Genomic DNA, 25876 nt, shown 5'->3' on the forward strand with positions numbered 1-25876 from the left:
TTCATCTGAGGACATCTCGTGTTGCAAACCGACGTACTGATCATCGGCGCAGGGGCCGCCGGCCTGATGTGTGCAGCCAGCGCGGCCGCCCGTGGCCGCCGCGTGCTGGTGCTCGATCACGCCAACAAGGCCGGCAAGAAGATCCTCATGTCCGGCGGTGGGCGCTGCAACTTCACCAATATGTACTGCGAGCCGAGCAATTTCCTCTCCGGCAACCCGCACTTCTGCAAGTCCGCCCTGGCGCGCTTCACCCAGTGGGACTTCATCGGCCTGGTGGCCAAACACGGCGTGCCTTACCACGAGAAGAAGCTTGGCCAGCTGTTCTGCGATAACAAGTCCAGCGACATCCTCGAACTGCTGCTGGCCGAATGTGCTGAAGCTGGCGCGCAGATTCGCCTCGATACGGCAGTGCAGAGCATCGCCAAGACCGAAGGCGGCTTCCTGCTGCAAAGCGATATTGGCGAGATAAGCTGCCAATCACTGGTGATCGCCACTGGCGGGCTATCGATCCCAACCCTGGGCGCCAGCGGCTTCGGCTATCAGGTGGCCAAGCAATTCGGCCACGAACTGCTGCCGACCCGCGCCGGGCTGGTGCCTTTCACCATCACCGATCCACAGCTGAAGAAGCTGTGCAGCGAACTGTCCGGTACCTCGGTGGAAGACTGCCGGGTGAGCTGCAACGGCCAGAGCTTCGTCGAGAATATCCTCTTCACTCACCGTGGGCTGTCGGGACCGGCGATCCTGCAGATCTCCTCCTACTGGCAGCCGGGCGATACCCTGCACATCGACCTGCTGCCGCACATCGACCTGCCCGAATGGCTGGCGACACAACAGCGCGAGCGCGGCAACAGCGAGCTGAGAACCCTGCTGGCCGAGCTGTTCACCAAGAAGATGGCGACCCTGCTGGTCGACGCCTGGTTCAGCAACAAGCCCATCAAGCAGTACACGCCTGGCGAGCTGAAGGCGATTGCCGAGCGCCTGTCCGACTGGCAATTGGTGCCGGCCGGCACCGAAGGCTACCGCACCGCGGAAGTGACTCTGGGCGGTGTGAATACCGACGAGGTGTCATCGAAGACGTTGGAATCGCTCAAGGTTCCGGGGCTGTATTTCATCGGCGAAGTGCTCGACGTTACCGGGCATCTCGGCGGCTTCAACTTCCAATGGGCCTGGGCCTCGGGTTACGCCGCCGCGCAATACGTCTGAGGCCAAAATATTGGTTCTTCGCACAGTTTGGGGGAAGTGCTTGTTGACGCCGGACTGGCAAGTTTGTGTGTTCTGTACGCAGCGCTATTTATCTACGGGCCAAGATCATTGGCGTGTCGATCTTGCGTCTTGGTTTCGCCCCTCACGGGCGAGTTACTTTCTCTTGCTTGCCCAAGAGAAAGTAACCAAAGAGAAGGGCACCCCTTTCTTGGGCAAGCAAGAAAGGTGTGGCGCCCGTAAGGGGCGCAACCCAAACGTTCAGTGAACTCGGTAATGGATAGTGCTAAGCCAGTAAGCAATACGCACACAAACTTGCCAGTCCGGTGCCAAGCGCATCCTACCCGCGAGAATGCGAAGAACCAAAATATTGCGCCCCGCTTGATGGCGCGCTGGGAACTGCCGACGCCGTCCAGACTCTGCTATGAACAGCAGATGCAAAGCTGCAATCACAGGGACGGCGCCGCTTCATGACTCTCGAACAAGGCCAGATCTTCGTCATTCTCGTCGCCAGCATGGGCTTGTTCATCTGGGGCCGCTGGCGCCACGATGTGGTGGCTATTGCGGCACTGCTAGCCTGCGTAATCGCCGGCCTTGTGCCGGAACGTGAAGCCTTCGCCGGCTTCGGTCACCCGGCGGTGATCACCGTCGCCTGCGTGTTGGTGCTCAGCCATGGCTTGCAGCGCACCGGCGCGGTCAACCGACTGGCGCAACGCCTGCTGCCCAGCGGCGCAGGCGTGCTGCCCTCCATCGCCGCGCTGACCAGCCTTGGCGCCCTGCTCTCGGCGTTCATGAACAACGTCGGCGCTCTCGCCCTGCTGATGCCCATCGCCCTGCAGATTGCTGCACGCCTGGAGTTGCCGCCGGGCCGCGTGCTGATGCCGCTGGCCTTCGGCACCATCCTCGGCGGCATGACCACCCTGATCGGTACGCCGCCCAACCTGATCGTTTCCAGCTTCCGCGCCCAGCATGGCGGCGGCCCCTTCGAAATGTTCGACTTCAGCCCGGTCGGCGTCGCCGTGGCCTTGGCTGGCGTCCTGTTCATCAGCCTGCTCGGCTGGCGCCTGGTGCCCAAGCGCGAGGTGGGCAACGCCGCCAGCTTCGACACCGGCCATTACCTGACCGAGGCGCGGGTCAAGGAAGGCGGCAAGGCCCAGGGCAAGACGCTGCGCGAAATCGAACAGTTGCTCGATGAAGCCGATGCCCAGGTGGTAGCCATGGTACGCAACAAACTGCGTCTGACTGCGCCCAACCCGAGGCGCGTGCTGCAGGCCGATGACGTGCTGGTGATCGAAGCCGATCCTGAAGAGCTGGGCGAAGTACTCGGCAAGCTGGACTTGTTGCTGGAGGCCGAACGCGAAGCCAAGGAGGCCGAACAGCGCGAGGACAAGGACGGCGAGGCAGAGAAGAAAGCCAGTACCAGTGAAGACCGCGCCATGCTGGAATTGCTGGTCAAACCTGACTCCTCACTGATCGGTCGCTCCGCCAGCAGCACGCGCTTGCGCAGCCGCTACTCCATCAACCTGCTGGCTATTTCGAGGCAAAGCCATCGTTCGATCAAACGCCTGCGCTCGACCCTGATCCAAAGTGGTGACGTGCTGCTGATGCAGGGCAGTGCCGAGGATATCGGCGAGTTCGCCAGCGATTATGACTGCGTGCCACTTGCCGAGCGCGCCATCAATATTCCCGACCCACGACAGGCCAACCTGGCCCTTGGCATCATGATCCTGGCCATCGTCGCGGCGGCGTTCGGCCTGCTGTCCACGGCGATCGCCTTCGCCGGCGGGGTGCTGTCCTACATGCTGCTGCGCCTGGTGCCGCTGCGCGCCGTCTACGAGTCCATCGACTGGCCGGTGATCGTGCTGCTCGGCGCGTTGATCCCGGTGGCGGGGGCAATGTCCACCACAGGCGCGGCAGACCTGCTGGCGCGGGTGCTGATGGAAACGCTGGCACAGGGCAATGCGGTGATCACCCTGGGCCTGTTGCTGATCGTCACCATGACCCTCTCGGACTTCATGAATAACGCCGCGACCGCAGCGGTGATGTGCCCGATTGCCCTGAGTGCCGCCAGTCAGCTCGGTGTGAGCCCGGACGCCTTGCTGATGGCCGTGGCCATCGGCGCCTCGTGTTCGTTCCTCACGCCCATAGGCCACCAGAACAACACCCTGATTCTCAGCCCTGGAGGCTTCCGTTTTGGCGACTACTGGCGCCTGGGCCTGCCACTGGAAATCCTCGTAGCGCTGGTCAGCATCCCGTTGCTGCTCTGGGTTTGGCCGCTGTGATTCGGGAGGATACAGCGCTATGGACGCGCAGGAGCCAGCTCGCTGGCGATGCTGTTCGCCAACGGGCCTGATGACTGTCGGCACGATGGATCGCCAACAAGCTGGCGCCTACACACTCGCGTTCCACGCTTGAGCGACCGCCACTAGCCACCGCGCGGTATCGCACCGAGGGCCACCCGGCCGAAAAGACGCCGACGACCGCGCTCTCAAAGCTGCTCGAGCAGGCTGGCAGGCGACTGGAAGCGCAGGTCATGCGCCTCGGCGACGCTGGCACAGGTGATGATGCCGCGCGCGACGTTGAGGCCAGAGAGCAGATGCGGATCTTCCTGCAAGGCTCGACGCGTGCCCTTTTGTGCCAGCGCCACGACGAACGGCAGCGTGGCGTTGTTCAGCGCCAGGGTCGAGGTGCGCGCCACCGCACCAGGCATGTTGGCCACGCAGTAATGCACCACATCATCGACCACATAGGTGGGCTCGGCATGGGTGGTGGCGTGCGAGGTCTCGGCGCAGCCACCCTGGTCGATGGCGACATCCACCAGCACCGCGCCCACCTTCATCTGCCGCACCATGTCCGCAGTGATCAGCTTCGGTGCGGCGGCACCGGGGATCAGCACGCCGCCGATTACCAGATCGGCCGCCAATACCTGCTCGCGCACCGCCGCGCGAGTGGAGTAGAGCGTGGTGATGCGATTGCCGTACTGGGCATCGAGCCGGCGCAGTGCATCGACGCTCTTGTCCAGCACCGTGACGTCGGCGCCCAGACCAACCGCCATGGCCAAGGCATGGCTGCCAACCACGCCACCGCCGAGGATCACCACCTTGCCCGGAGCAACGCCTGGCACACCGCCCAGCAGGACGCCGCGCCCGCCGCGGGCCTTCTCCAGGCAGCCGGCCCCGGCCTGAATCGACATGCGTCCGGCCACTTCCGACATCGGCGCCAGCAACGGCAGGCGGCCCTGTGCATCGCTCACCGTTTCATAGGCGATGCAGGTGGCACCACCGGCCATCAGCTCTTCGGTCTGCGCCCGATCCGGCGCCAGGTGCAGGTAGGTGAACAACGTGTGGTGGGCGCGCAGCCTGGCGCGCTCCACCGCCAGCGGTTCCTTGACCTTGACGATCAACTGGCCGTGCTGGAACACCTCGGCCGAAGTCCTGGCGAGCTGCGCGCCGGCCTCGAGGTAATCCTCGTCGGCAAAACCGATGGCCGCGCCCGCATGAGTTTCGATCCACACCTCATGGCCGAGCGCGGTCAGCTCGGCTACCGATTGTGGGGTGAGACCGACGCGATACTCGTGGTTCTTGATTTCCTTGGGTACGCCGATTCGCATAACCATCTCCAACCATTGCGGGCCAACAGTGTGAAGTCTAGGAAAGCGTGAGCCAGCTCACAGGAAAATCCACGAAAAATTTCGCCCGCTCGTCACTGGCCGAACAGCAGGCGCCGCGCCTCTACGCTGAGCAACGCTTGCGGATCGGCGTTCACCTGCTCCACCAGGGCATAGGCACGCTGCACCGCCGGGCGTGCATCGATGCGTTCGAGCCAGGCAGCCATGTTGGGGAAGTCCTCCAGTTTCTGCTGCTGCATCTTCCACAGCTTGGCCCAGGGGTAGATGGCCATGTCGGCGATGGAATACTCGCCTGCGACGTAATCGCGCCCGGCCAACTGGCGGTCGAGCACACCATAGAGACGCGCAGTTTCCTTCACGTAGCGGTCGATGGCGTAAGGGATCGGCTCCGGTGCGTAGCGCACGAAATGATGATTCTGCCCCGCCATCGGTCCGACGCCACCCATCTGCCAGTACAGCCACTGCAGCACGTTGAAGCGGGCACGCGTCTCGCGCGGCAGAAACTGCCCGCTCTTGTCAGCCAGGTATTCGAGAATCGCCCCGGACTCGAACAGGGCGATGGGTTCGCCACCATCGGCCGGTGCATGATCGACGATGGCGGGAATGCGGTTGTTCGGCGCGATCTTGAGAAACGCCGGCGCGAACTGCTCGCCCTTGCCGATATGCACCGGGACAATGCGGTAGTCGAGCCCGGCTTCCTCAAGAAAGATGCTGACCTTGTGGCCGTTGGGCGTGGTCCAGTAGTACAGGTCGATCATGGCTTTTCCTCCAGATGAATCGAAGCCCGCTTGACCGGGCCATGGGTCGCTTCATACGCCTGCAGGATGCGCGCGAACCAGGCGCCCAGTGCCGAATCGTCGGCCCAGGGCTGCGCGCCCAGGCACCAGGCCCACAGCAACATGCCGGCCAGCAGGTAGTCACAGCCGCCCGGCGCCTGGCCTTCGAGGAAGGGCTGATCGCGCAGCCACATTTCCAGCGGCGCCACGCCGTCACGGAACAACTGCTCAGCACCCTGCGGATCGGCGAACGCCTCCAGGCTCATGCCCAGCGCCTTTTCCCGGCTGCTGCGGAAATACTCACGGTCAGCAGGGTCGATCACCTGCCAGACGCGCGGAATCAGCATCTTCAACAGCGGCACGCGCACCATGTGAAAGCTCAGGCGCTCTACCAGGCGCGCGCGCTCGGCAGCCAGCGTATCGCCGAGCAAGGGCTGCTGCGGATAACGCTGGTCGAGGTAGGCGAAGATGGCCAGGCTGTCGTGCACGGTTTCATCACCGTCGCTCAGTACCGGCACCAGCTTCTGCCCGGAAAAGGCGATCAGCTCCTTGTCGGTGAAGCGTATCGGCCGGCTCTGCCAGTCCAGCCCCTTGTGCGCCAAAGCCAACCGCACACGCCAGCAATAGGGCGAAAACACCAGCTCAGGATCGGCGCCGCACAGCTCGAACAACTCCCGCATATCACCTCCTTTAAAAACCAATCAGTCCAAAATTAGCCGAAAAAAAGCCGCTAGGTCGCTCAAGCGCAATCCAGGCCGGCCATCACCACAGCCACGGTGGCGCGGATCGAATCCGCCGACACCGCGGATTTCACCTGGGTACGCAGCCCGCTCATCACGCATTGCAGATAAGCGGCGCGGGCGCCAAGGTTGTTGCCATTGCTCAGCTCACCGCCGGCCACGGCACGTTCGAGTGCCTGCTCGAAAATCTGGCAGACACCCGCCGTAGCTTGTTGCAGCACCGGCACCAGCGCCGGTTCTGACAGAGAGAATTCATTGGCCACATTGACCAGCATGCAACCGCGCGGCACGCCGTCGGGGCCATCGTCTTCGAGCACGCTGAGCAGTCGCTCGCGGATGAACGCAAGCGGCGAGGCGCTGGCCTGCAGCTGCTCCAGCAGCAGGGCGCGGCGCTGCGCCACGTACAGGCTGAAGGCCGCGACGAACCATGCCTGTTTGCTCGGGTAGGTTTGATAGAGGCTGCTCTTGGATAGCCCGGTTGCCGCCTGCAGGTCCTGCAGCGACGCGGCTTCGTAACCGCGCTGCCAGAACAGCTGCATGGCGTTTTCCAGGGCCCGGTCCGGGCAGAAGCTCTTGGGGCGTCCACGTGTCGTCATGGGGTGAATTTAGAACCAATCGGTCCATAAAATCAATAGCCTCTGCGCAGCCCTGCTGGATACCCAGTGACTGACGAGTTCCGGTAGGCTGCACGCATCGCCCCAGATCAGGCTTCGTATGCCCCGCCCTCGTCTTCGCCAATCGCTACGCCGCCTCTGGGCGCTGGACAAGTTCAGCGCCAGCCTGCGGGTGTTCATCGCCCTGGCCGGTGCCCTGGCGCTGTGCTGGTGGCAGGGCTGGATGCATGGGTTGATTCCGCTGTTTCTCGGCATCATCGCCAGCGCCCTGACCGAAACCGACGACAGCTGGCAAGGCCGCCTCGGCGCGGTACTGGTGACCCTGGTCTGCTTCAGCGCAGCGGCCTACGCAGTCGAATTCCTCTTTCCCTATCCCTGGCTGTTCGTCGTCGCTCTGGCGCTGTCGGCGTTCTGCCTGACCATGCTCGGCACCCTCGGCGAACGTTTCGCCACCCTGGGCTCGGGTACGCTGATTCTCGCCGTGTACAGCATGATCGGCGTCGAGCAACGCGGTGGCGTTACCGGCCTGTGGCTGGAGCCGTTGCTGCTGGTGGCGGGCGCCGCCTGGTACGGCCTGCTGTCGGTGATCTGGCACGGCCTATTCGCCCATCAGCCGGTGCAGCAGAGCCTGGCCCGGCTGTTTCGCGAACTGGGCAAGTACCTCAAGCTCAAGGCCGCCCTGTTCGAACCCCTGCGCCAGCTGGATATCGAGCAGCGTCGCCTGGATCTGGCGCAGCAGAATGGACGCGTGGTGTCAGCGCTCAACGCAGCCAAGGAGATCATCCTGCACCGGGTTGGCGGCGGTCGCCCGGGCCCCAAGGTCAATCGCTACCTGAAACTGTACTTCCTCGCCCAGGACATCCACGAGCGCGCCAGTTCGTCGCACTACCCCTACAACGAACTGGCCGAAGCCTTCTTCCACAGCGATGTGCTGTTTCGCTGCCAGCGTCTGCTGCGCCTGCACGGCGAAGCCTGCCAGCGCCTCGGCAGCGCCATCGAGTTGCGCCAGCCGTTCGAGTACCGCGAGCTGTGCAGCCAGGCCCTGGAAGACCTGCATGCCTCGCTCGACCATCTGCATCTGCAAAGCAACCCGGCCTGGCGCCGCTTGCTGCGCTCGCTCGGCGCACTTGCCGGCAACCTCGCCAGCCTCGACCTGCTGCTGGGCAACGCCAGCAACCCCGACGCCCTGGCCGATGAGCAGGACAGCAGCCTGCTGGACCGCGAGCCGCATTCGTTGCGCGAGGTCATCGAGCGGATCGGCCAGCAACTGACACCCACCTCGCTGCTATTCCGCCACGCACTGCGTCTGTCCATCGCCCTGGCCGCCGGCTACGGCCTGCTGCACCTGATTCACCCGACCCAGGGCTACTGGATTCTGCTGACCACCCTGTTCGTCTGCCAGCCAAACTACGGCGCCACGCGTCTGAAGCTGGTGCAGCGTATCGTCGGCACGCTGTTTGGCCTGGGGATCGGCTGGGCATTGTTCGACCTGTTCCCCGACCCGCGCATCCAGGCCCTGTTCGCCGTGATCGCGGGCGTCGCCTTCTTCGCCACCCGCAGCACCCGCTACACCCTGGCCACCGCGGCGATCACCCTGCTGGTGCTGTTCTGCTTCAACCAGATCGGCAATGGCTATGGGCTGTTCCTGCCGCGCCTGATCGATACCCTGCTCGGCGGCCTGATCGCCGGCCTGGCGGTGTTCTTGATCCTGCCGGACTGGCAAGGCCGACGCCTGGGCCGCATGCTGGCGAGCACACTGAGCTGCAACAGCGCCTACCTGCGGCAGATCATTGCCCAGTACGCGCGCGGCAAGCGTGACGACCTCGGCTACCGACTGGCCCGACGCAATGCGCACAACGCTGACGCCGCGCTGTCGACCACCCTCGGCAACATGCTGATGGAGCCAGGGCACTTCCGTAAGGACGCCGACCTCGGATTTCGTTTCCTGGTGCTGTCGCACACCCTGCTCAGCTACCTGTCAGGTCTCGGTGCCCACCGCGGCGAGCAGTTGCCACAGGCCGCCCAGGCACAATTGCTGGAGCAGGCCGAGGCACTGGCCACAAGCCTCGACGAGATCGCCACTGGCCTACGTGGCGAACAGCCGCTGGCCATTCACAGCGACGAGGAACAGGCACTGGCGCAGACGCTGGAGCAGATCGCCGATGACGTCGACGAACGCCAGCGCCTGGTGCAGACGCAACTGGCACTGATCTGCCGCCAGCTCGCGCCGCTGCGCACCCTGGCCGTGCACCTGCAGAAAGATCGCCACTAGCAGGCCCACAGGGCTTTCTGCCACTATCTGACGACGCCTATTTCCCAGGCCTTGCCCATGCCAGCCAACCGCCACACCACCCTCGCCTACCTGACTTCGCTGCCGGGCTTGCTGCTGGTGTGCTGCCTGCTACTGACCAGTCACTCATCCCTCGCCAATACCCGCCTGAGTGAAAACAGCGCAGCGCAGGACCTCTACGGCCTGGTCGACTTTCTCGCCGACCCGCAGGGCAGCCTGACGCTGGATGATGTGCGCGCAGCCGACGCCCCGTTTGCCCCCTCGCTGACGCGCCGCGACCTCAGCTTCGGCTACGTGCAAGGCGCGATCTGGCTACGCCTGGAACTGCAGTCGGATGCCCAGGACACACGCATCTGGCGCCTGGAGCTGAACTACGCCTCGCTGGACGAAGTGCGCCTGTACGACATCGGCAGCGATGGCGTGCGCGAGTCACGCAGTGGCGATACCGTGCCTTATACCGAACGCAGCATCGGCCATCGTTATCCGGTGTTCGAGATCGTCCTGCAGCCTGGCGAACAGCGCACGCTGTACCTGCGCGTCGACTCGCGCGGCAGCATGACCCTCAGCGGCGCGCTGATGTCGCTACGTGACTTCGAGCAGCACAGCCAGAACGGCTATTTGGTGCACGCCATCTACTTCGGCGTGCTGATCGCCCTGGGCCTGTACAACCTGCTGCTGTTCCTCGCCCTACGCGAACGGCCCTTCCTCAACTACGTATTGTTCATGTTCGCCTTCGCCCTCAGCGTGCTCTCGCTCAACGGTTTTGGTGCTCAGTACCTGTGGTCAGAGGCCGCGCCCTGGAGCAACCGCATGCTGCCGGTCAGCCTGACCTCGGCAGCGCTGCTGTCGGTGGTGTTCGCCCGCAGCTTCCTCGATACCCGGCAATGGCTGCCGCGCTGGGACAAGGGCCTGCTGCTGCTGTGCATTACCATCGGCGCTGCCGTGCTGGCCACGGTACTGCTGCCGGTACAGCGTGCACTGCAGCTGATGTCGCTGACCGGTCTGACTGCCACCCTGACGCTGCTGCTCACCAGTTTCGTCTGCGTCGGCTATCGGGTGCCGGGCGCGCGCCTGTTCGCCCTGGCCTGGCTGATGCTGCTGACCGGTGCAGTGCTGCTGGCGCTGCGTAACTTCGCCCTGATTCCGTCGAACTTCCTCACCCTGTATGCCATGCAGATCGGCTCGGGGCTGGAGATGATCCTGCTGTCCTTCGCCCTGGCGGCGCGCTTCAACGAACTCAAGCGCCAGCGCGAGGCGGCGCTGCAGCTCAACGAGCAGATCCTCGCCAAGCGCGTGACCGAACGCACCATGGCACTGGAGCAAGCCAATCAGCGTCTCAGTGAGCTGGCACTGCAGGACCCACTGACCGGCCTGGCCAATCGCACTGCCCTGCAACAGCATCTGGATCAGGCGCTGGCGCGCAGCCTGCGGCGCAACGAGCTGCTCGCGGTAATGCTCATCGACCTGGACGGTTTCAAACCGGTCAACGACCAGCACGGCCACGGTTTTGGCGATCAGGTACTGGCGGAAATCGCCAGGCGTCTGCGCCAGTACATCCGCGATGCCGACCTGCCGGCGCGCCTGGGCGGTGACGAGTTCGTGGTGATCTGCGAGAACGTGCAATCGGCCGAGGACGCGCAGGACCTGGCCAAACGTCTGCTGGAAGGACTGGACACGCCGATGTATCTGGAAGATCGTGCGGTGCGCGTCGGCGCCAGCATCGGTATCGCCCTGAGTCGCGGCACCGATGACGCCACCACGCTGATTCGCCAGGCCGATGCGGCCATGTACCGGGCCAAGGCCGAAGGTCGCAACCGCGTACAACTGGCGCCCCAGCCTCTTTGAAGAGAGGCCATGGCCCTTCTCTCACCGCGAACTCGATAGCCCATCATGGACAAGAATCTGCTGCTGCAAGACGTGCTCGCCCACCTGCAGGCCGACCTCGAACAGGCCACCCTGGCCGCCCTCAGCGCACACGAAACTGCCACCCACGAAGAGAACGTCGCCGAGAACAAGTACGACACCCTGGGGCTGGAAGCCGCCTATCTGGCCAGCGGCCAGGCGCGCCGCGTCGAAGAGCTGCGTCAGACCCTGATCACCTGGCGCCAGTTACGCCCGCGGCCGTTCGACGAGACCCAGGGCATCGAGCTGGGCGCGCTGGTTCAGCTTGCAGCCGAGAATGGCCACGAACAATGGCTGTTCCTTGGCCCACCAGGCGCCAGCATGAAACTGCAACTGGCCGACCAGTGCATCCAGGTGCTGGGCAATACCGCGCCGCTCGGGAAATTGCTGCTCGGCAAGAAGCCCGGCGACGAGATAAGCCTGCCAGTAGGGAGTCGCCAGCAGGTTTTCGAGGTGCTGGCAGCCACGTAAGTGGAACTATCTGGGCTAGGGTGGGTAATTAGCGATGAACACCACGTCTAGCGAGAGCCAATACCATGGAAAATCCAATCCACAGCCTGCCAGCCCTGTTCAAGCAACTCGGCCTGCCTGACGATGCCGCCAGCATCAACGCCTTCATCAGCACCCATTCGCCACTGCCAGACGCATGCAAACTGTCCGAGGCCCCGTTCTGGACACCCGCGCAGGCCACGCTGCTGCGCGAGGAAATCCTCGAAGACGCCGACTGGGCGCCGGTGGTCGACCAGCTAAACGTACGCCTGCACGGCTGATACCGCCGCTGGCATCAAATACCGGGCCGGACGCGTAGGGTGCGCCGTGCGCACCGTTTTTCCCTATCGCCGAGGCATCGGTGCGCGCGGCGCACCCTACGAAATCATCTCGCGCCAGGTCAGGTACATGCGCAGGTCGAATTCGATCTGCGCATAACCTGGCAGCATGTGCTCGCACAGCTTGTAGAACGCCTTGTTGTGATCGCTCTCTTTCAGGTGCGCCAGCTCGTGCACCACGATCATCTGCAGGAAGGCCGGCGCCGCATCGCGAAACAGCGAGGCAACGCGAATCTCCTTCTTCGCCTTGAGCTTGCCACCCTGCACCCGCGAGATCGCCGTGTGCAGGCCCAGCGCGCGGTGCGTGAGGTCGAGGCGGTTATCGTAGAGCACCTTGTCGATGGCCGGCGCGTTCTTCAGGTGCTCCTGCTTGAGCGCGATCACGTAGCCGTACAGTGCCTTGTCGCTCTGCACCTCATGCCGTCCCGGATAGCGCTGCGCCAGGTAGTCGCCCAGTCGATCATCGGCGATCAGCTGACGAACCTGCTGCTGCAAGGCAACCGGATAACCCTGTAGATACTTCAACGTTACAATCCCGTTTTCATCAGGACCGCCAGTGTAACGGATGCCGCGCTATTCGCTGGGCACCACGCGCAACAGGCGCCCCTGCGGGTTATCGGTGAGCAGATACAGCGCACCATCCGGCCCGCTGCGCACATCGCGAATCCGCTCGCCCAGCTCCTCGAAGAGAATTTCCTCACCCGCCAGCATGCCGTCGCGCACACGAATGCGTCGTACGCTGCGCTCGGCCAGGGTGGCTGCGAACAGATCGTCCTGCCACTCGGGGAACAACTCGCCGCGATACAGCGTCAGGCTCGACGGCGCTACCGATGGCGTCCAGTGCAGCAGCGGCGCGATCAACCCCGGCAGCTCGGTGTAAGGGCTGATACGCGCGCCGGTGTAGTCGATACCGAAGGTCGCCAGCGGCCAGCCGTAGTTGTTGCCGGCCTCGATCAGGTTGAGTTCGTCACCGCCACGCGGGCCATGTTCGTGGCTGTACAGACGATTGTGCTCGGCATCGAAGAAGATGCCCTGAACGTTGCGATGGCCGAGGCTGTAGATCTCCGGCGCAGCGCCTTCCTGGCCGACCAGCGGGTTGTCCGGCGGCACGCTGCCATCGCGGCTCAGGCGCACGATCTTGCCCAGGTGGTTGGCCGGGTTCTGCGCCTCTTCACGCCAGTCGAAGCCGTCGCCCAGGGTCAGCACCAGGGTCTTGTCGGCGAGAAAGGCGATGCGTCCGCCGTAGTGTGCAGCGCCGGCCTTGAGTGGCTGGGCGGTGAATAACACCTCGAAGTCGTGCAGCTCGTCATCCACCAGACGAGCGCGAGCCAGGCGGGTGTTGTTGGCCTCCAGCGAACCGTGTGCATACGTCAGGTACAACCAGCGGTTGTCGCCGTAGTCCGGGTCCAGCGCCACGTCCATCAGCCCGGCCTGTGCAGCGATGAAAGCCTCGGGCAGGCCCGCCACCGGCTCGGGGTCGACACTGCCGTCGGCCTCGACGATGCGCAGACGCCCGACACGTTCGGTGACCAACATGCGCCCGTCCGGCAGGAAGGCCACGGCCCAGGGATTTTCCAGGCCCTCGCTGAGGGTTTCGATACGGTAATCCAGGGCCAGCAACGGCGTGCTGACCAGCAGGGCGCCGAGCAGCAGCGCGCGGGAGCGTCTCAACATGGATAGCGCCTTGTCACAGAGAATCGGAAGAAGTCGGCTGCGTGCGGAAGCGCACACGCCGGCCAAGCAGACCGAACAGCAGCGCACCGACGCTGCCGCAGGCCATCAACCCGAGCGTGCCAAACGGGCTGCGGTCGGCGGCGATCAGCGTCGGCATCGGCGCCAGCGCGTTGGCCAGTGCCAGTGCAGTCCAGATCGCCGCCGCACCGGCCAGCACGAAGATCAGCCAGCGCAGCGCCGGCAGGCGCCGGACCATCCAGGCCGCTAGCGGCAGGGCAACGAGAAAGCCCAGGGCAGCGAGCAAGGCGAAGGTCGGGGCGAAGCCGAGCAGATCGAGGCAGGTGGTGCCAACGCGCACATCCAGCGGCATCGGCGCGCCGAGGGCCTGCAAGGCAGCGAGGTTGGTCTGGGTCTGAAAGATCGAGGCGAGCAGCGAGGCCAGCAACACGGCGAGGAGGAAAGCGAGCAACAGGCGTGGCTTGCTGGACATGGGTGGCAGTTTCCCGGAACGACAGTCCACGAATTATGGCGTACCACGCCTGCCGTCATGCTTCGGGTGTTTTACAGGGTTTTACCTCTCACCGCGTTGCTCACGCCGTACCCCGCCTATAAAAAGCAGAAGCCCCGCACAAGGCGGGGCTCCGGGTCACGCACCAGGCTCAGTTGACCTTGGCGTTCAGCTCACCCTTGGCGTAGCGCTGGTACATGCCTTCCAGGGAGATCGGCTTGATCTTGGAGGCATTGCCGGCGGTGCCGAAAGCTTCGTAGCGGGCGATGCAGATGTCACGCATGGCGACGATGGTCTTGGCGAAGAACTTGCGCGGGTCGAACTCGCTCGGGTGCTCGGCCATCATGCGGCGGATGGCACCGGTGGAGGCCAGACGCAGGTCGGTGTCGATGTTGACCTTGCGCACGCCGTGCTTGATGCCTTCGACGATTTCCTCGACCGGCACACCGTAGGTTTCCTTGATGTCGCCGCCGAATTCGTTGATCACCTTCAGCCATTCCTGCGGAACGGAGGAGGAACCGTGCATCACCAGGTGGGTGTTGGGGATGCGCTTGTGGATTTCCTTGATGCGCTCGATGGAGAGCACGTCGCCGGTTGGCGGCTTGGTGAACTTGTAGGCGCCGTGGCTGGTGCCGATGGCGATGGCCAGGGCATCGACCTGAGTGGCCTTGACGAAGGCAGCGGCTTCTTCCGGGTCGGTCAGCAGTTGGCTGTGATCCAGCACGCCCTCGGCGCCGACGCCGTCTTCTTCACCGGCCATGCCGGTTTCCAGGCTGCCCAGGCAACCCAGCTCGCCTTCCACGGACACGCCGCAGGCGTGAGCGAAGGCAACAGTCTGCCGGGTGACGGCGACGTTGTAGTCGTAGTCGGCCGGGGTCTTGCCGTCTTCTTTCAGCGAGCCGTCCATCATCACCGAGGAGAAACCCAGCTGGATGGAGCGCTGGCACACGTCAGGGCTGGTGCCGTGATCCTGGTGCATGCACACCGGGATATGCGGGAATTCTTCGATGGCAGCCAGGATCAAGTGGCGCAGGAACGGCGCACCAGCGTACTTGCGGGCACCAGCGGAGGCCTGGACGATGACCGGCGAATCGGTCTTGTCGGCGGCTTCCATGATGGCGCGCATCTGCTCGAGGTTGTTGACGTTGAAGGCCGGCACGCCGTAGCCGAATTCGGCGGCGTGGTCGAGCATCTGGCGCATGCTGATAAGTGCCATGGTGTTTCTGTCTCCCGGTTTGGAGGTCGTTAATCGTGCAAGCCTGCCGCAGGGGCAGGCGTTGTTCAAGTTTCGTCGAGTCGGAGCATGTGCCCACGGCTCGTTTCGGCAGCGCCGAAGGTGCTACGGAGCCTTGCAGCCGCGGCCGATCAGGTCATCGGTCGCGGTCCAGTAGACCAGGCCTTCCTCACCCTTGGTATGGAAGGACAGGCGTCCGTCGCTGTACAGCGCGCCGGATGCTGCCGGCTCCTGAGTCAGACGGTAGACGATGTCATCACCGCCCAGGCGTACATCCACCTGGTCGACGCTGCCATTAGCGAAGCGCCACAGCACTTCGGTCTGGCTGTCGCACACCCAGCGATTCCACTGATCCGGCACCTCCGGCTGGCTGCTGCAGGCCGCAAGCAGCAGGGCGGTGGCAGCGAGCCCCGCGAGTCTGATACCGATCATTGTTTCTCCTCGTCAGCAACGCTGTTCCGGTGCCGCGCCAGTGGGCTCACCACTGTTTTGCTCGACACGCTGATCATCCTGCGTGGTCGGGGTTTCGATCTGCGCCGGGCTGAACACCTCGCAGGCCGCTTCACGACCACCGCCGGCACAACCTGCCAGCAACATACCAATGACGCTCAAGGCGGCTAACTTATCCATATCGTGACTCCTTGTTCGATGATCCGGTTTTCTACAGACCACCCGTTCACGTCAGGGTTTTATCCGCCGTGGTGCTGGGTGACTCCTTTCACCCTAGCTGGTGTTTATTGTGCGCGTTGCTCAAGCACTTCCACAGCCGGCAGTACCTTGCCCTCGACAAACTCGAGGAAGGCGCCGCCACCGGTGGAAATGTAGGAAATCTTCTCTGCCACGCCGTACTTGTCGATCGCCGCCAGGGTGTCGCCACCACCGGCGATGGAGAACGCCGAGCTCTCGGCGATGGCCAGGGCCAGGACCTTGGTGCCGTTGCCGAACTGATCGAACTCGAACACGCCGACCGGACCGTTCCACAGAATGGTCTGCGAGGCTTTGAGCATTTCAGCGAACATCGCCGCAGTCTGCGGGCCGATGTCGAGGATCATGTCGTCCTCGGCCACGTCGGCGACTGCCTTGATGGTGGCTTCGGCGTCTTCGGCGAAGGCCTTGGCCACGACCACGTCAACCGGCAGCGGTACGCTGACCTTGGCCGCGATGGCCTTGGCGGTGTCAACCAGATCGGCCTCGTACAGCGACTTGCCCACCGGCAGGCCGGCAGCGGCGAGGAAGGTGTTGGCGATGCCGCCACCGACGATCAGCGAGTCGCAGATATCGGCCAGGGAGTTGAGCACGTCGAGCTTGGTCGACACCTTGGAGCCGGCGACGATGGCCAGCATCGGCCGCGCCGGTTTGTCCAGGGCCTGGCCCAACGCGTCCAGCTCGGCAGCCAGCAGCGGGCCGGCACAAGCGACCTTGGCGAACTTGGCCACACCGTGGGTCGAACCCTGGGCGCGGTGGGCGGTACCGAAGGCGTCCATCACGAACACGTCGCACAGGGCAGCGTACTGCTGGGCCAGCTCGTCGGTGTTCTTCTTCTCGCCCTTGTTGAAGCGTACGTTCTCCAGCAGCACCAGCTCGCCGGCCTTGACCTCGACACCGCCGAGGTAGTCCTTGACCAGCGGCACATCGCGGCCGAGCGCCTTGCTCAGGTAGGCCGCGACCGGCGCCAGGCTGTCTTCCTCGCTGTAGATGCCCTCTTCCGGGCGCCCCAGGTGCGAGCAGACCAGCACGGCAGCGCCCTTCTCCAGCGCCAGCTTGATGGTCGGCAAGGACGCGAGGATACGCGCGTCGCTCTTGACCACGCCGTCCTTCACCGGGACGTTGAGGTCTTCGCGGATCAACACGCGCTTACCGGCGAGGTCGAGGTCGGTCATCTTCAGAACGGTCATAGATTCAGTCCTTCACGGAGCAGGATTGGCTTGATTGGCTTGTAGGAGAAAATGTTCAGCAACATCGAGCATGCGGTTGGCAAACCCCCACTCGTTGTCGAACCAGGCCAGCAGGTTGACCAGGCGCGGGCCGGACACGCGGGTCTGGCTGCCGTCGACGATGGCCGAGTGCGGGTCGTGGTTGAAGTCGCAGCTGGCGTGCGGCAGTTCGGTATAGGCCAGCAACCCCTTGAGTGGGCCACTTTCCGCCGCCTGACGCAGCACGCGATTGATCTCTTCTGCAGAGGTATCGCGTGCGGTCTGCAGGGTGATGTCCAGGCACGAGACGTTGACCGTCGGCACCCGAATGGCCTTGGCCTGGATACGCCCGGCCAGTTCCGGCAGCAAGCGCTCGATACCGCGCGCCAGGCCGGTGGATACCGGGATCACCGACTGGAAGGCCGAGCGCGTGCGGCGCAGGTCTTCGTGGTGGTAGGCATCGATCACCGGTTGGTCGTTCATCGCCGAGTGGATGGTGGTAATGGAGACGTACTCCAGACCCACCACCTCATCGAGAAGTTTCAGCAGCGGCACGCCGCAATTGGTGGTGCAGGACGCATTTGACACCAGGCGCTCGGCGCCGCTCAGGCATTGCTGATTGACGCCGTAGACCACCGTGGCATCGATATCCGCCTCACTGGCCATCGGCTGCGACAGCAGCACGCGCGGCGCACCGGCAGCGAGGAATCGCTCGGCATCGGCACGCGTGGTGTATTGCCCGGAGCATTCCAGCAGCAGGTCGATGTCCAGCGCCGCCCAGTCGATAGCCTCGGGTTCGCTCTGGCGCAGCACCTTCACGCAATCGCCGTTGATATGCAGGCAGTCGCCATCGACCTTCACCTCGCCGGGAAAACGCCCGTGAGTGGAGTCGAAGCGAGTCAGATACTCGATGCTGGCCTGATCGGCCAGGTCGTTCAGCGCGACGATTTCCAGGCTCGCTGAATTGCCACGCTCGTGCAGCGCGCGCAGCACGCAACGGCCGATTCGGCCATAGCCGTTGAGGGCGACACGATAGGGGCGTTGTCGTGACATAGGCGCTCGCAAGGCAAAAGGAACCCGGTAGGAGCGAGCTCTGCTCGCGAACCCTGCGCGAGGCAAACAGCTTCGCGAGCAGAGCTCGCTCCTACGGAAGGGTCAGGCGTCCAGCAGTTCTTCGGCGGTGGCGACGATGTTGTCGACGGTGAAACCGAAGTGCTCGAACAGAGCCGGAGCCGGGGCCGACTCGCCGAAGCTGGTCATGCCGATGATGCGACCCTCCAGGCCCACGTACTTGTACCAGTAGTCGGCATGCGAGGCCTCGATGGCGATGCGCGCACCAACCTGCAGCGGCAGCACGTCCTGCTTGTAGCCAGCGTCCTGGGCATCGAACACGCTGGTCGACGGCATCGACACCACGCGCACCTTGCGGCCGGCAGCGGTCAGTTTGTCGTAGGCGGCAACGGCCAAGCCGACTTCCGAACCGGTGGCGATCAGGATCAGCTCCGGCTCGCCGGCGCTGTCCTTCAGCACGTAGCCACCGCGCGCGACATCGGCCAGTTGCTGGGCGTCGCGTGCTTGGTGCGGCAGGTTCTGGCGGCTGAACACCAGGGCGCTGGGGCCGTCGGCGCGCTCGATGGCGTATTTCCAGGCCACGGCGGATTCCACGGCATCGGCCGGGCGCCAGGTGTCGAGGTTCGGCGTGCCACGCAGGCTGGCCAATTGCTCGATCGGCTGGTGGGTCGGGCCGTCTTCGCCAAGGCCGATGGAGTCGTGGGTGAACACGTACAGCACACGCTTCTTCATCAGCGCGGACATACGCACGGCGTTGCGCGCGTACTCCATGAAGATCAGGAAGGTCGCGCCGTACGGCACGAAGCCGCCATGCAGGGCGATGCCGTTCATGATCGCGCTCATGCCGAACTCACGCACGCCGTAGAACATGTAGTTGCCGGAGGCGTCTTCAGCGGAGACGCCTTTGCAGCCTTTCCACAGGGTCAGGTTGGAGCCGGCCAGGTCGGCCGAACCACCGAGGAACTCCGGCAGCAGCGGGCCGAAGGCATTCAGCGCGTTCTGGCTGGCCTTGCGGCTGGCGATGGTCTCGCCCTTCTCGGCGACGTCCTTGATGTAAGCAGCGGCCTTCTCGGCGAAGTCGGCCGGCAGCTCACCGGCAATGCGGCGCTTGAACTCGGCAGCCAGCTCGGGATGGGCAGCGGCGTAGGCAGCGAACTTGTCGTTCCAGGCGGCTTCGGCGGCAGCGCCGGCGGCCTTGGCGTCCCACTCGGCGTAGATTTCGGCCGGGACTTCGAACGGGCCATGGTTCCAGCCCAGGTTGGCGCGGGTCAGGGCGATTTCGTCGTTGCCCAGCGGCGCACCGTGGCACTCTTCCTTGCCCTGCTTGTTCGGCGAACCAAAACCGATGGTGGTTTTGCAGCAGATCAGGGTCGGTTGATCCGTGGTCTTGCGGGCGGTATCGATGGCGATCTTGATTTCTTCGGCGTCGTGGCCGTCGACGTTGCGAATCACCTGCCAGCCGTAGGCTTCGAAGCGCTTCGGCGTATCGTCGGTGAACCAGCCCTCGACTTCACCGTCGATGGAAATGCCGTTGTCGTCGTAGAAAGCGACCAGTTTGCCCAAGCCCAGGGTGCCGGCCAGCGAGCAGACTTCATGGCTGATGCCTTCCATCATGCAGCCGTCGCCGAGGAACACGTAGGTGTTGTGGTCGACGATATCGTGCCCTTCACGGTTGAACTGCGCGCCCAGCACCTTCTCGGCGATGGCGAAACCGACGGCGTTGGCGATGCCCTGGCCGAGCGGGCCGGTGGTGGTCTCGACGCCCGGGGTGTAGCCGTATTCCGGGTGGCCCGGCGTCCTGCTGTGCAGCTGACGGAAGTTCTTCAGGTCGTCGATCGACAAGTCGTAGCCGGTCAGGTGCAGCAGCGAGTAGATCAGCATCGAACCATGGCCGTTGGACAGCACGAAGCGGTCACGATCGGCGAAGTTCGGGTTGCTCGGATTGTGTTTGAGGTAGTCGCGCCACAACACTTCGGCGATGTCCGCCATACCCATGGGGGCACCGGGGTGGCCGCTGTTGGCTTTCTGCACGGCATCCATGCTGAGGGCACGAATGGCATTGGCTCGCTCACGACGGCTGGGCATCGCTGAATCTCCTACGGGGGCTGCTTCTGAATGAAGGGGGCGAAAAAGGCGTCCATTTTCGCCCAGCCGAGCCCCGCGGGGCAATGACAGATGGTCGTAGAGCGCAAATCAGCTCGTCTGTTCGCTCAGCACGCTCACCGCAGGACTGCCCGGCCCGCCCAGACAGGGCGCCTGAAACAACTCGCCATGCCAGACGCCAGCTAGCGTGCGACTGAACACCAGCGACCACACCGCCGCCAGTTGAATCGCCAGTGCCACGCCGACCAGGGTGAAGAAGGTCAGCCCGGTCAGTGCCTGCAGCTCGAAAGTAGCCAGGGCGAACACCCCCAGCGGGAAGGTGAAGCCCCACCAGCCGAGGTTGAACGGCATGTTGTCGCGAATGTAGTGACGGGTGAACAGCGTCGCGATCACCAGCCACCACAACCCTGCGCCCCACAGCGCCAGGCCGCCGATCAAACCGAGATCACGCGCCAGTTCGGCAGCGCTGGCCAGGGGCGTACCAGCGAACGCCAGCGGCGCCGCCTGGCCCATGCTCAGCAGCCCCAGGCAGCCGGTCGCCAGCGGCCCCAACGGCAGCCAGCTGGTGGCGGCAAAATCGGTATCCGGCAATTTGTGCAGGGCCAGGCGCAGCAGCACCAGGGTGATCAGCGAGAACGCCAGCGACAGCGACAGGCCCCAGAGCACGAAGCCGGCCACCAGCAATTGCTGCGCGGCCGCGGCGCCCAGGTGCGGCGCCAGCGCACCCGCCGTACTGGCGGCGACCTCGGGTGCGACGATAGGTAGCAGCCACACCGCAGTGAGTTTCTCCAGCGCATGATGCTGACGGGTGAACATCAGATAGGGCACCAGCAAGGCACCGAGCAGCGCCAGTGCCGCATCCAGCCACCACAAGGCATGCGCCAGCGCGTAGACACCCTCGCCCCAGCGCGGCACGCCAAACAGCAGCAGCCCCTTGATCAGCACCGCCAGGCCCATCGGGATGGCGCCAAGGAACATCGACTGCACCGGATGCAGCAGCATCGGCCAGACGGTGTCGCGAAACAGCGCCAGGCGCAGCAGAAACAGCGCCGTGAACAGGGCGAACAGGCTGACAGCGAAGAACCACAGGCCTTCGGCCAGCAGCGCCAGGCCGGGCAGGCGCCAAGGCAGATGGGCGATCACTAGCGCCAGCACACCGGTGCCCATGGTCATGGCGAACCAGTTGGGCGTGAAGTGACGGATGAAGGCGAGAGGCTCGGGCAAACGACTGAAAGGGCGCGGCATGAATCGGGTTGTCCCGTGACATGAGTGATGGCGCAAGGTTAAGAATTGGCTTGCCATATGAAAAATACATATTCAGCATCCAATGCATACCTTTTGTTTATGCATGGCCCATGAATCTCCATCACCTGAAGGTCTTCCTTGCCGTGGCAGAAGCCGGCAGCATCAGTGCCGGCGCCGAGCGCCTGCACATCAGCCAGCCGGCGGTCACCCGTGAAATTCGCGACCTCGAAGTCAGCCTTGACCTGCGTCTGTTCGACCGCCTGCCGCGCGGTGTGCAACTGACCGAAGGCGGCCTGCGCCTGCTCGACTACGCCCAGCGCATCTTCAGCCTGGAGCGCGCCGCCGAGCGCGACCTGCGCGACTTCGCCCAACTGGAACAGGGCGAACTGCACCTGGGCGCCAGCGCCACGCTCGGCTCCTACTTGCTGCCGCCTCTGCTCACCCGCTTCCGCGCCCTGCATCCACAGATATTCGTCAGCCTGGAAGTGAGCAATACCGACGTCGTGACCCGGCAACTGGACGAAGGCCGCATCAGCCTGGGCTTCGTCGAAGGCCCGTTCGCGCGCACCGACTACGCGCATCGCCTGCTGGCGCGCGACGCCTTGCTGCCGGTGGCTGCGCCGCACCATCCGCTGGCCGCCAGCGACACGCTCGCGGCCGAGAGACTGCAGGATTACCCGCTGTATATGCGCGAGCCAGGCTCCGGCGCGCGCGTCAGCGTCGAGCAGGCCTACCGCGCCCACGGCCTCGAACCCCGTACCGGTATGGCTATCGGCAGCACCGAGGCGCTCAAGCGCCTGCTCGCCGACGGCCAGGGCATTGCCTGGCTGTCGCAGCGGGTGGTGGAGCGCGAACTGGCCAGCGGCGAACTGCGCCATCTGCCAGTGCAAGACCTGCAGATCGAGCGTGAACTGCATGTGCTGTGGCGCCTGGGCGCCAGCCTGAGCCCGGCACCCGCGGCTTTCCTGGCGTTGGCTCAGGTGCCGGAGTAACAGCAATACCAATATCAAAACTTTTTGATATTGGTATTGCTGTATGAAAAATGACCGACTAGACTGCGCCACCATGACCCTGCGCGCACCCCAGCTGGAATTCGACCCCTGCGACGAGCTCGCCGCCCTGTGCAAGGCCGGCGGCGATTCGCTGCGCCTGAACGTGCTGCGTGTGCTGAGCAACGATTCGTTCGGCGTGCTGGAGCTGGCGCAGATCTTCGCCATCGGCCAATCGGGCATGAGCCATCACCTCAAGGTCCTGGCCCAGGCCGGCCTGGTCGCCACGCGCCGTGAGGGCAACGCGATCTTCTATCGCCGCGCCCTGCCCAATGGCCGCCTGCACGCCGCCCTGCTGGACGATATCGACGAGCTGCCGCTACCTGGCGATGTGCAGGCGCGTATCGCCACCGTGCACCAGCAGCGCGCCACCGTCAGCCGCGATTTCTTCGCGCGTATGGCCACCAGCTTTCAGGCCCAGCAGGATTTGATCGCCGGCTTGCCGCAGTACCGCGACAGCCTGCTGGCGCTACTCGACGCACTGGGCTTCGCCGCCAGCGCCACAGCGCTGGAAATCGGCCCTGGCGACGGCGCCTTTCTGCCCGAGCTGGCGCGTCGCTTCGCGCAGGTCACGGCACTGGACAACAGCCCGGCCATGCTCGAGCTGGCCCGCCAGCGCTGCGCCGCTGAAAGCCTGCATAACGTCGAGCTGAAACTGGCCGATGCACTGCAGGACGAGCAGCTTGCCGCCGATTGCGTGGTGCTGAACATGGTGCTGCACCATTTCGCCACGCCGGCCGACGCCTTTCGCAAACTGGCCGGCCTGGTCGCGCCGGGCGGCAGCCTGCTGCTCAGCGAGCTGTGCAGCCACGACCAGAGCTGGGCACGCGAAGCCTGCGGCGACCTCTGGCTCGGCTTCGAACAGGAAGACCTGGCGCGCTGGGCGACGGCCGCCGGCCTGACGCCAGGCGAAAGCCTCTACATAGGCCTGAGAAACGGCTTTCAAATTCAATTACGGCACTTTGCCAAACCCGATGCGCACAGCGCCTTCAGCCTCCGGCAAGAAAGGAACCGATAGATGAGCGAATATTCCCTGTTTACTTCCGAGTCCGTGTCCGAAGGGCATCCGGACAAGATCGCCGACCAGATCTCCGATGCGGTGCTCGACGCCATCATCACCCAGGACAAGCATGCCCGCGTGGCCGTGGAAACCCTGGTCAAGACCGGTGTGGCCATCGTCGCCGGCGAAGTCACCACCAGCGCCTGGGTCGACCTGGAGCAGATCGTCCGTGACGTGATCTGTGACATCGGCTACACCAGCAGCGAAGTCGGTTTCGACGGTGCCACCTGTGGCGTGCTCAACATCATTGGCAAGCAGTCTCCGGACATCAACCAGGGCGTCGACCGCGCCAAGCCGGAAGACCAGGGCGCCGGCGACCAGGGCCTGATGTTCGGCTACGCCAGCAACGAAACCGACGTGCTGATGCCGGCGCCGATCTGCTTCTCGCACCGTCTGGTCGAGCGTCAGGCCGAAGCGCGCAAGTCCGGCCTGCTGCCGTGGCTGCGCCCGGATGCCAAATCCCAGGTCACCTGCCGCTACGAGAACGGCAAGGTCGCGGCCATCGACGCCGTGGTGCTGTCCACCCAGCACAACCCGGAAGTGAAATACGACGACCTGCGCGACGGCGTGATGGAGTTGATCGTCAAGCACGTGCTGCCGGCCGAACTGCTGCACAAGGACACCCAGTTCCACATCAACCCGACCGGCCAGTTCATCATCGGCGGCCCGGTGGGCGACTGCGGCCTGACCGGGCGCAAGATCATCGTCGACAGCTACGGCGGCATGGCCCGTCACGGCGGTGGCGCCTTCTCCGGCAAGGACCCGTCCAAGGTCGACCGCAGCGCTGCCTATGCCGGTCGCTACGTGGCCAAGAACATCGTTGCCGCCGGCCTGGCCGAACGCTGCGAGATCCAGGTGTCCTACGCCATCGGCGTGGCCCAGCCGACCTCCATCTCGATCAACACCTTCGGCACCCACAAGATCGCCGAAGAGAAGATCATCAAGCTGGTGCGTGAAGTGTTCGACCTCCGTCCGTACGCCATCACTAAGATGCTCGACCTGCTGCACCCGATGTATCAGGAAACCGCAGCTTACGGTCACTTCGGCCGCGCGCCGCAGTCCAAGACTGTTGGTGATGACAGCTTCACCACCTTCACCTGGGAACGCACCGACAAGGCTGCCGACCTGCGCGCCGCTGCCGGCCTGTAAACCCGCCGCCGTACGCGAAAACAAAAAACCGATGCCGGCAACGGCATCGGTTTTTTCATGCCTGCAGATCGCGGCGGCTTACCAGCTCACCTCGATACTGCTGGCCTGCATGGTGCCCTGCACATTGCTCATGCGCAGGGGCAAACCGGCGAACTTGCCCGAAGCGATGATCCACTGCTGCCAGGTGGTTTTCGGCACCATGCTGCCTTCGGTCGAGAACTCCATCTTACAGGTATCGAAGGCACCGAACGCCGTCTCGATACGCTCACGCCCTTGGTACGTCACCGTGTTGGTCAGCTTCATGACGAAGGGCTCCGCCCCTGGCTGCACCGTGATCGAGTCGAAGCTGACCGAATGGGTCTGGTCCTGAGGCAAATCCGCAGGCACGGAAAAGCTCGGCTGGTTATAGCTTTCGTTGATGGCCGGCTGGGTCATCACGCTGCCATACCAATGAACGACGCCATCGACGACGTTGCCGTAAGCATCCGCCACCGTACCCACGCTGTTCTCGGTATGAGTGCGATAGGCACTCTGCCCACGATAGGTCGCCAGCTCTGCAACCGTATTGACGTCGCGCTGGCCATCGGTGGTGATCGTCCAGGTATTGCCGACCGTGCGCATGGCCGGCGCATCGAGACAGGCCGCACTGCCGCCGCTGGCGGCTGCCGCAACGTGAACGGCCTCGGCAGGCACGACAACTGCAGCCTCGCTGGCAGCACCGGCCTCGGCGACCGGTTTGTCAGCGCCATCACCACAACCGACTAGCACCGCCATGGCCAGTAGAGGCGTGATTCGCTTGATGAAACGCATATCCTGCATATGAAAGTCCCTCTGAATGAACGAGCGCCCTGCCAACCCTGATCGGGCTACCGTCGAACAGGGTAGTAGACATG

General features: G+C 64.2%; 24 protein-coding genes. 9 read left to right on the plus strand and 15 right to left on the minus strand.

Annotated elements, in window-relative coordinates; genetic code table 11:
• The first annotated feature begins 18 nt into the window (after positions 1-18).
• Both BM059_RS03140 and BM059_RS03145 read left to right on the plus strand, forming a co-directional pair.
• The gene (locus BM059_RS03140) at positions 19-1203 is read left to right on the plus strand and encodes a BaiN/RdsA family NAD(P)/FAD-dependent oxidoreductase (RefSeq protein WP_074936649.1); all 1185 of its coding nucleotides are present in this window, start codon (positions 19-21) and stop codon (positions 1201-1203) included.
• A gap of 467 nt (positions 1204-1670) precedes the next feature.
• Positions 1671-3482: an SLC13 family permease gene (locus BM059_RS03145; RefSeq protein ID WP_074936651.1), complete on the plus strand. Its 1812-nt coding sequence runs from the start codon at positions 1671-1673 to the stop codon at positions 3480-3482.
• 206 nt (positions 3483-3688) lie between these two features.
• On the opposite strand, the gene ald is transcribed toward BM059_RS03145, so the two are convergent.
• From ald to BM059_RS03165, 4 genes are all read right to left on the minus strand, one after another.
• The gene (gene ald / locus BM059_RS03150) at positions 3689-4810 is read right to left on the minus strand and encodes an alanine dehydrogenase (RefSeq protein WP_074936652.1); all 1122 of its coding nucleotides are present in this window, start codon (positions 4808-4810) and stop codon (positions 3689-3691) included.
• A 92-nt stretch (positions 4811-4902) separates the two neighbouring features.
• Positions 4903-5586, minus strand: a complete 684-nt coding sequence (locus tag BM059_RS03155; protein ID WP_074936655.1) for a glutathione S-transferase N-terminal domain-containing protein — start codon at positions 5584-5586, stop codon at positions 4903-4905.
• Entirely contained in the window at positions 5583-6284 is a 702-nt protein-coding gene (locus BM059_RS03160; protein WP_074936657.1) for a glutathione S-transferase family protein, read from the minus strand. The genes BM059_RS03155 and BM059_RS03160 overlap by 4 nt, the downstream gene beginning before the upstream one ends.
• A gap of 59 nt (positions 6285-6343) precedes the next feature.
• Positions 6344-6883 (minus strand): TetR/AcrR family transcriptional regulator, encoded by a 540-nt coding sequence (locus BM059_RS03165; RefSeq protein WP_083413221.1) that lies wholly within the window; start codon positions 6881-6883, stop codon positions 6344-6346.
• A gap of 175 nt (positions 6884-7058) precedes the next feature.
• Here BM059_RS03165 and yccS point away from each other — a divergent pair, with 175 nt between their 5' ends.
• From yccS to BM059_RS03185, 4 genes are all read left to right on the plus strand, one after another.
• Positions 7059-9230, plus strand: a complete 2172-nt coding sequence (gene yccS, locus BM059_RS03170; RefSeq protein WP_074936662.1) for a YccS family putative transporter — start codon at positions 7059-7061, stop codon at positions 9228-9230.
• A 57-nt stretch (positions 9231-9287) separates the two neighbouring features.
• Positions 9288-11093, plus strand: coding sequence for a diguanylate cyclase (locus tag BM059_RS03175; protein ID WP_074936664.1), 1806 nt, complete (start codon positions 9288-9290; stop codon positions 11091-11093).
• A 45-nt stretch (positions 11094-11138) separates the two neighbouring features.
• Positions 11139-11621 (plus strand): GreA/GreB family elongation factor, encoded by a 483-nt coding sequence (locus BM059_RS03180; RefSeq protein WP_037003828.1) that lies wholly within the window; start codon positions 11139-11141, stop codon positions 11619-11621.
• Between the two features lie 65 nt (positions 11622-11686).
• Entirely contained in the window at positions 11687-11920 is a 234-nt protein-coding gene (locus BM059_RS03185) for a DUF2789 domain-containing protein (RefSeq protein WP_037003826.1), read from the plus strand.
• A 96-nt stretch (positions 11921-12016) separates the two neighbouring features.
• On the opposite strand, the gene BM059_RS03190 is transcribed toward BM059_RS03185, so the two are convergent.
• The 10 genes from BM059_RS03190 to BM059_RS03235 all read right to left on the minus strand — a co-directional run bounded on the left by BM059_RS03190 (position 12017) and on the right by BM059_RS03235 (position 21725).
• On the minus strand, positions 12017-12511 hold the full coding sequence (locus BM059_RS03190) for a YgjP-like metallopeptidase domain-containing protein (protein ID WP_122950767.1): 495 nt from the start codon (positions 12509-12511) through the stop codon (positions 12017-12019).
• A 39-nt stretch (positions 12512-12550) separates the two neighbouring features.
• Positions 12551-13651: a PQQ-dependent sugar dehydrogenase gene (locus BM059_RS03195; RefSeq protein WP_074936666.1), complete on the minus strand. Its 1101-nt coding sequence runs from the start codon at positions 13649-13651 to the stop codon at positions 12551-12553.
• Between the two features lie 13 nt (positions 13652-13664).
• Complete coding sequence (locus BM059_RS03200) at positions 13665-14141, minus strand: hypothetical protein (RefSeq protein ID WP_074936668.1); 477 nt, start codon at positions 14139-14141, stop codon at positions 13665-13667.
• Positions 14142-14310: 169 nt separating this feature from the next.
• Positions 14311-15375 carry a class II fructose-bisphosphate aldolase gene (gene fba / locus BM059_RS03205; protein WP_037003821.1) on the minus strand — a complete coding sequence of 355 codons (1065 nt, stop codon included), beginning with the start codon at positions 15373-15375 and terminating at the stop codon, positions 14311-14313.
• A 123-nt stretch (positions 15376-15498) separates the two neighbouring features.
• Positions 15499-15825 carry an MliC family protein gene (locus BM059_RS03210; protein WP_037003817.1) on the minus strand — a complete coding sequence of 109 codons (327 nt, stop codon included), beginning with the start codon at positions 15823-15825 and terminating at the stop codon, positions 15499-15501.
• Positions 15826-15837: 12 nt separating this feature from the next.
• Positions 15838-16023: a hypothetical protein gene (locus BM059_RS03215; RefSeq protein WP_074936669.1), complete on the minus strand. Its 186-nt coding sequence runs from the start codon at positions 16021-16023 to the stop codon at positions 15838-15840.
• A gap of 104 nt (positions 16024-16127) precedes the next feature.
• Complete coding sequence (locus tag BM059_RS03220; RefSeq protein ID WP_074936671.1) at positions 16128-17288, minus strand: phosphoglycerate kinase; 1161 nt, start codon at positions 17286-17288, stop codon at positions 16128-16130.
• Between the two features lie 12 nt (positions 17289-17300).
• On the minus strand, positions 17301-18359 hold the full coding sequence (gene epd, locus BM059_RS03225) for an erythrose-4-phosphate dehydrogenase (protein WP_074936673.1): 1059 nt from the start codon (positions 18357-18359) through the stop codon (positions 17301-17303).
• Between the two features lie 102 nt (positions 18360-18461).
• Positions 18462-20462, minus strand: a complete 2001-nt coding sequence (gene tkt, locus BM059_RS03230; RefSeq protein ID WP_037003812.1) for a transketolase — start codon at positions 20460-20462, stop codon at positions 18462-18464.
• A gap of 108 nt (positions 20463-20570) precedes the next feature.
• Complete coding sequence (locus BM059_RS03235) at positions 20571-21725, minus strand: TDT family transporter (RefSeq protein WP_074936675.1); 1155 nt, start codon at positions 21723-21725, stop codon at positions 20571-20573.
• 110 nt (positions 21726-21835) lie between these two features.
• Here BM059_RS03235 and BM059_RS03240 point away from each other — a divergent pair, with 110 nt between their 5' ends.
• The 3 genes from BM059_RS03240 to metK all read left to right on the plus strand — a co-directional run bounded on the left by BM059_RS03240 (position 21836) and on the right by metK (position 24983).
• Positions 21836-22717, plus strand: coding sequence for a LysR family transcriptional regulator (locus BM059_RS03240; protein WP_074936677.1), 882 nt, complete (start codon positions 21836-21838; stop codon positions 22715-22717).
• 73 nt (positions 22718-22790) lie between these two features.
• Positions 22791-23792, plus strand: coding sequence for an ArsR/SmtB family transcription factor (locus BM059_RS03245; protein WP_037003808.1), 1002 nt, complete (start codon positions 22791-22793; stop codon positions 23790-23792).
• Positions 23793-24983: a methionine adenosyltransferase gene (metK, locus tag BM059_RS03250; protein ID WP_074936679.1), complete on the plus strand. Its 1191-nt coding sequence runs from the start codon at positions 23793-23795 to the stop codon at positions 24981-24983. It abuts the gene before it with no gap.
• Positions 24984-25061: 78 nt separating this feature from the next.
• On the opposite strand, the gene BM059_RS03255 is transcribed toward metK, so the two are convergent.
• On the minus strand, positions 25062-25802 hold the full coding sequence (locus tag BM059_RS03255; protein WP_074936681.1) for a hypothetical protein: 741 nt from the start codon (positions 25800-25802) through the stop codon (positions 25062-25064).
• Between the last annotated feature and the right edge of the window lie 74 nt (positions 25803-25876).

The organism is Ectopseudomonas composti (assembly GCF_900115475.1).
In the GTDB taxonomy this organism is placed as follows: domain Bacteria; phylum Pseudomonadota; class Gammaproteobacteria; order Pseudomonadales; family Pseudomonadaceae; genus Aquipseudomonas; species Aquipseudomonas composti.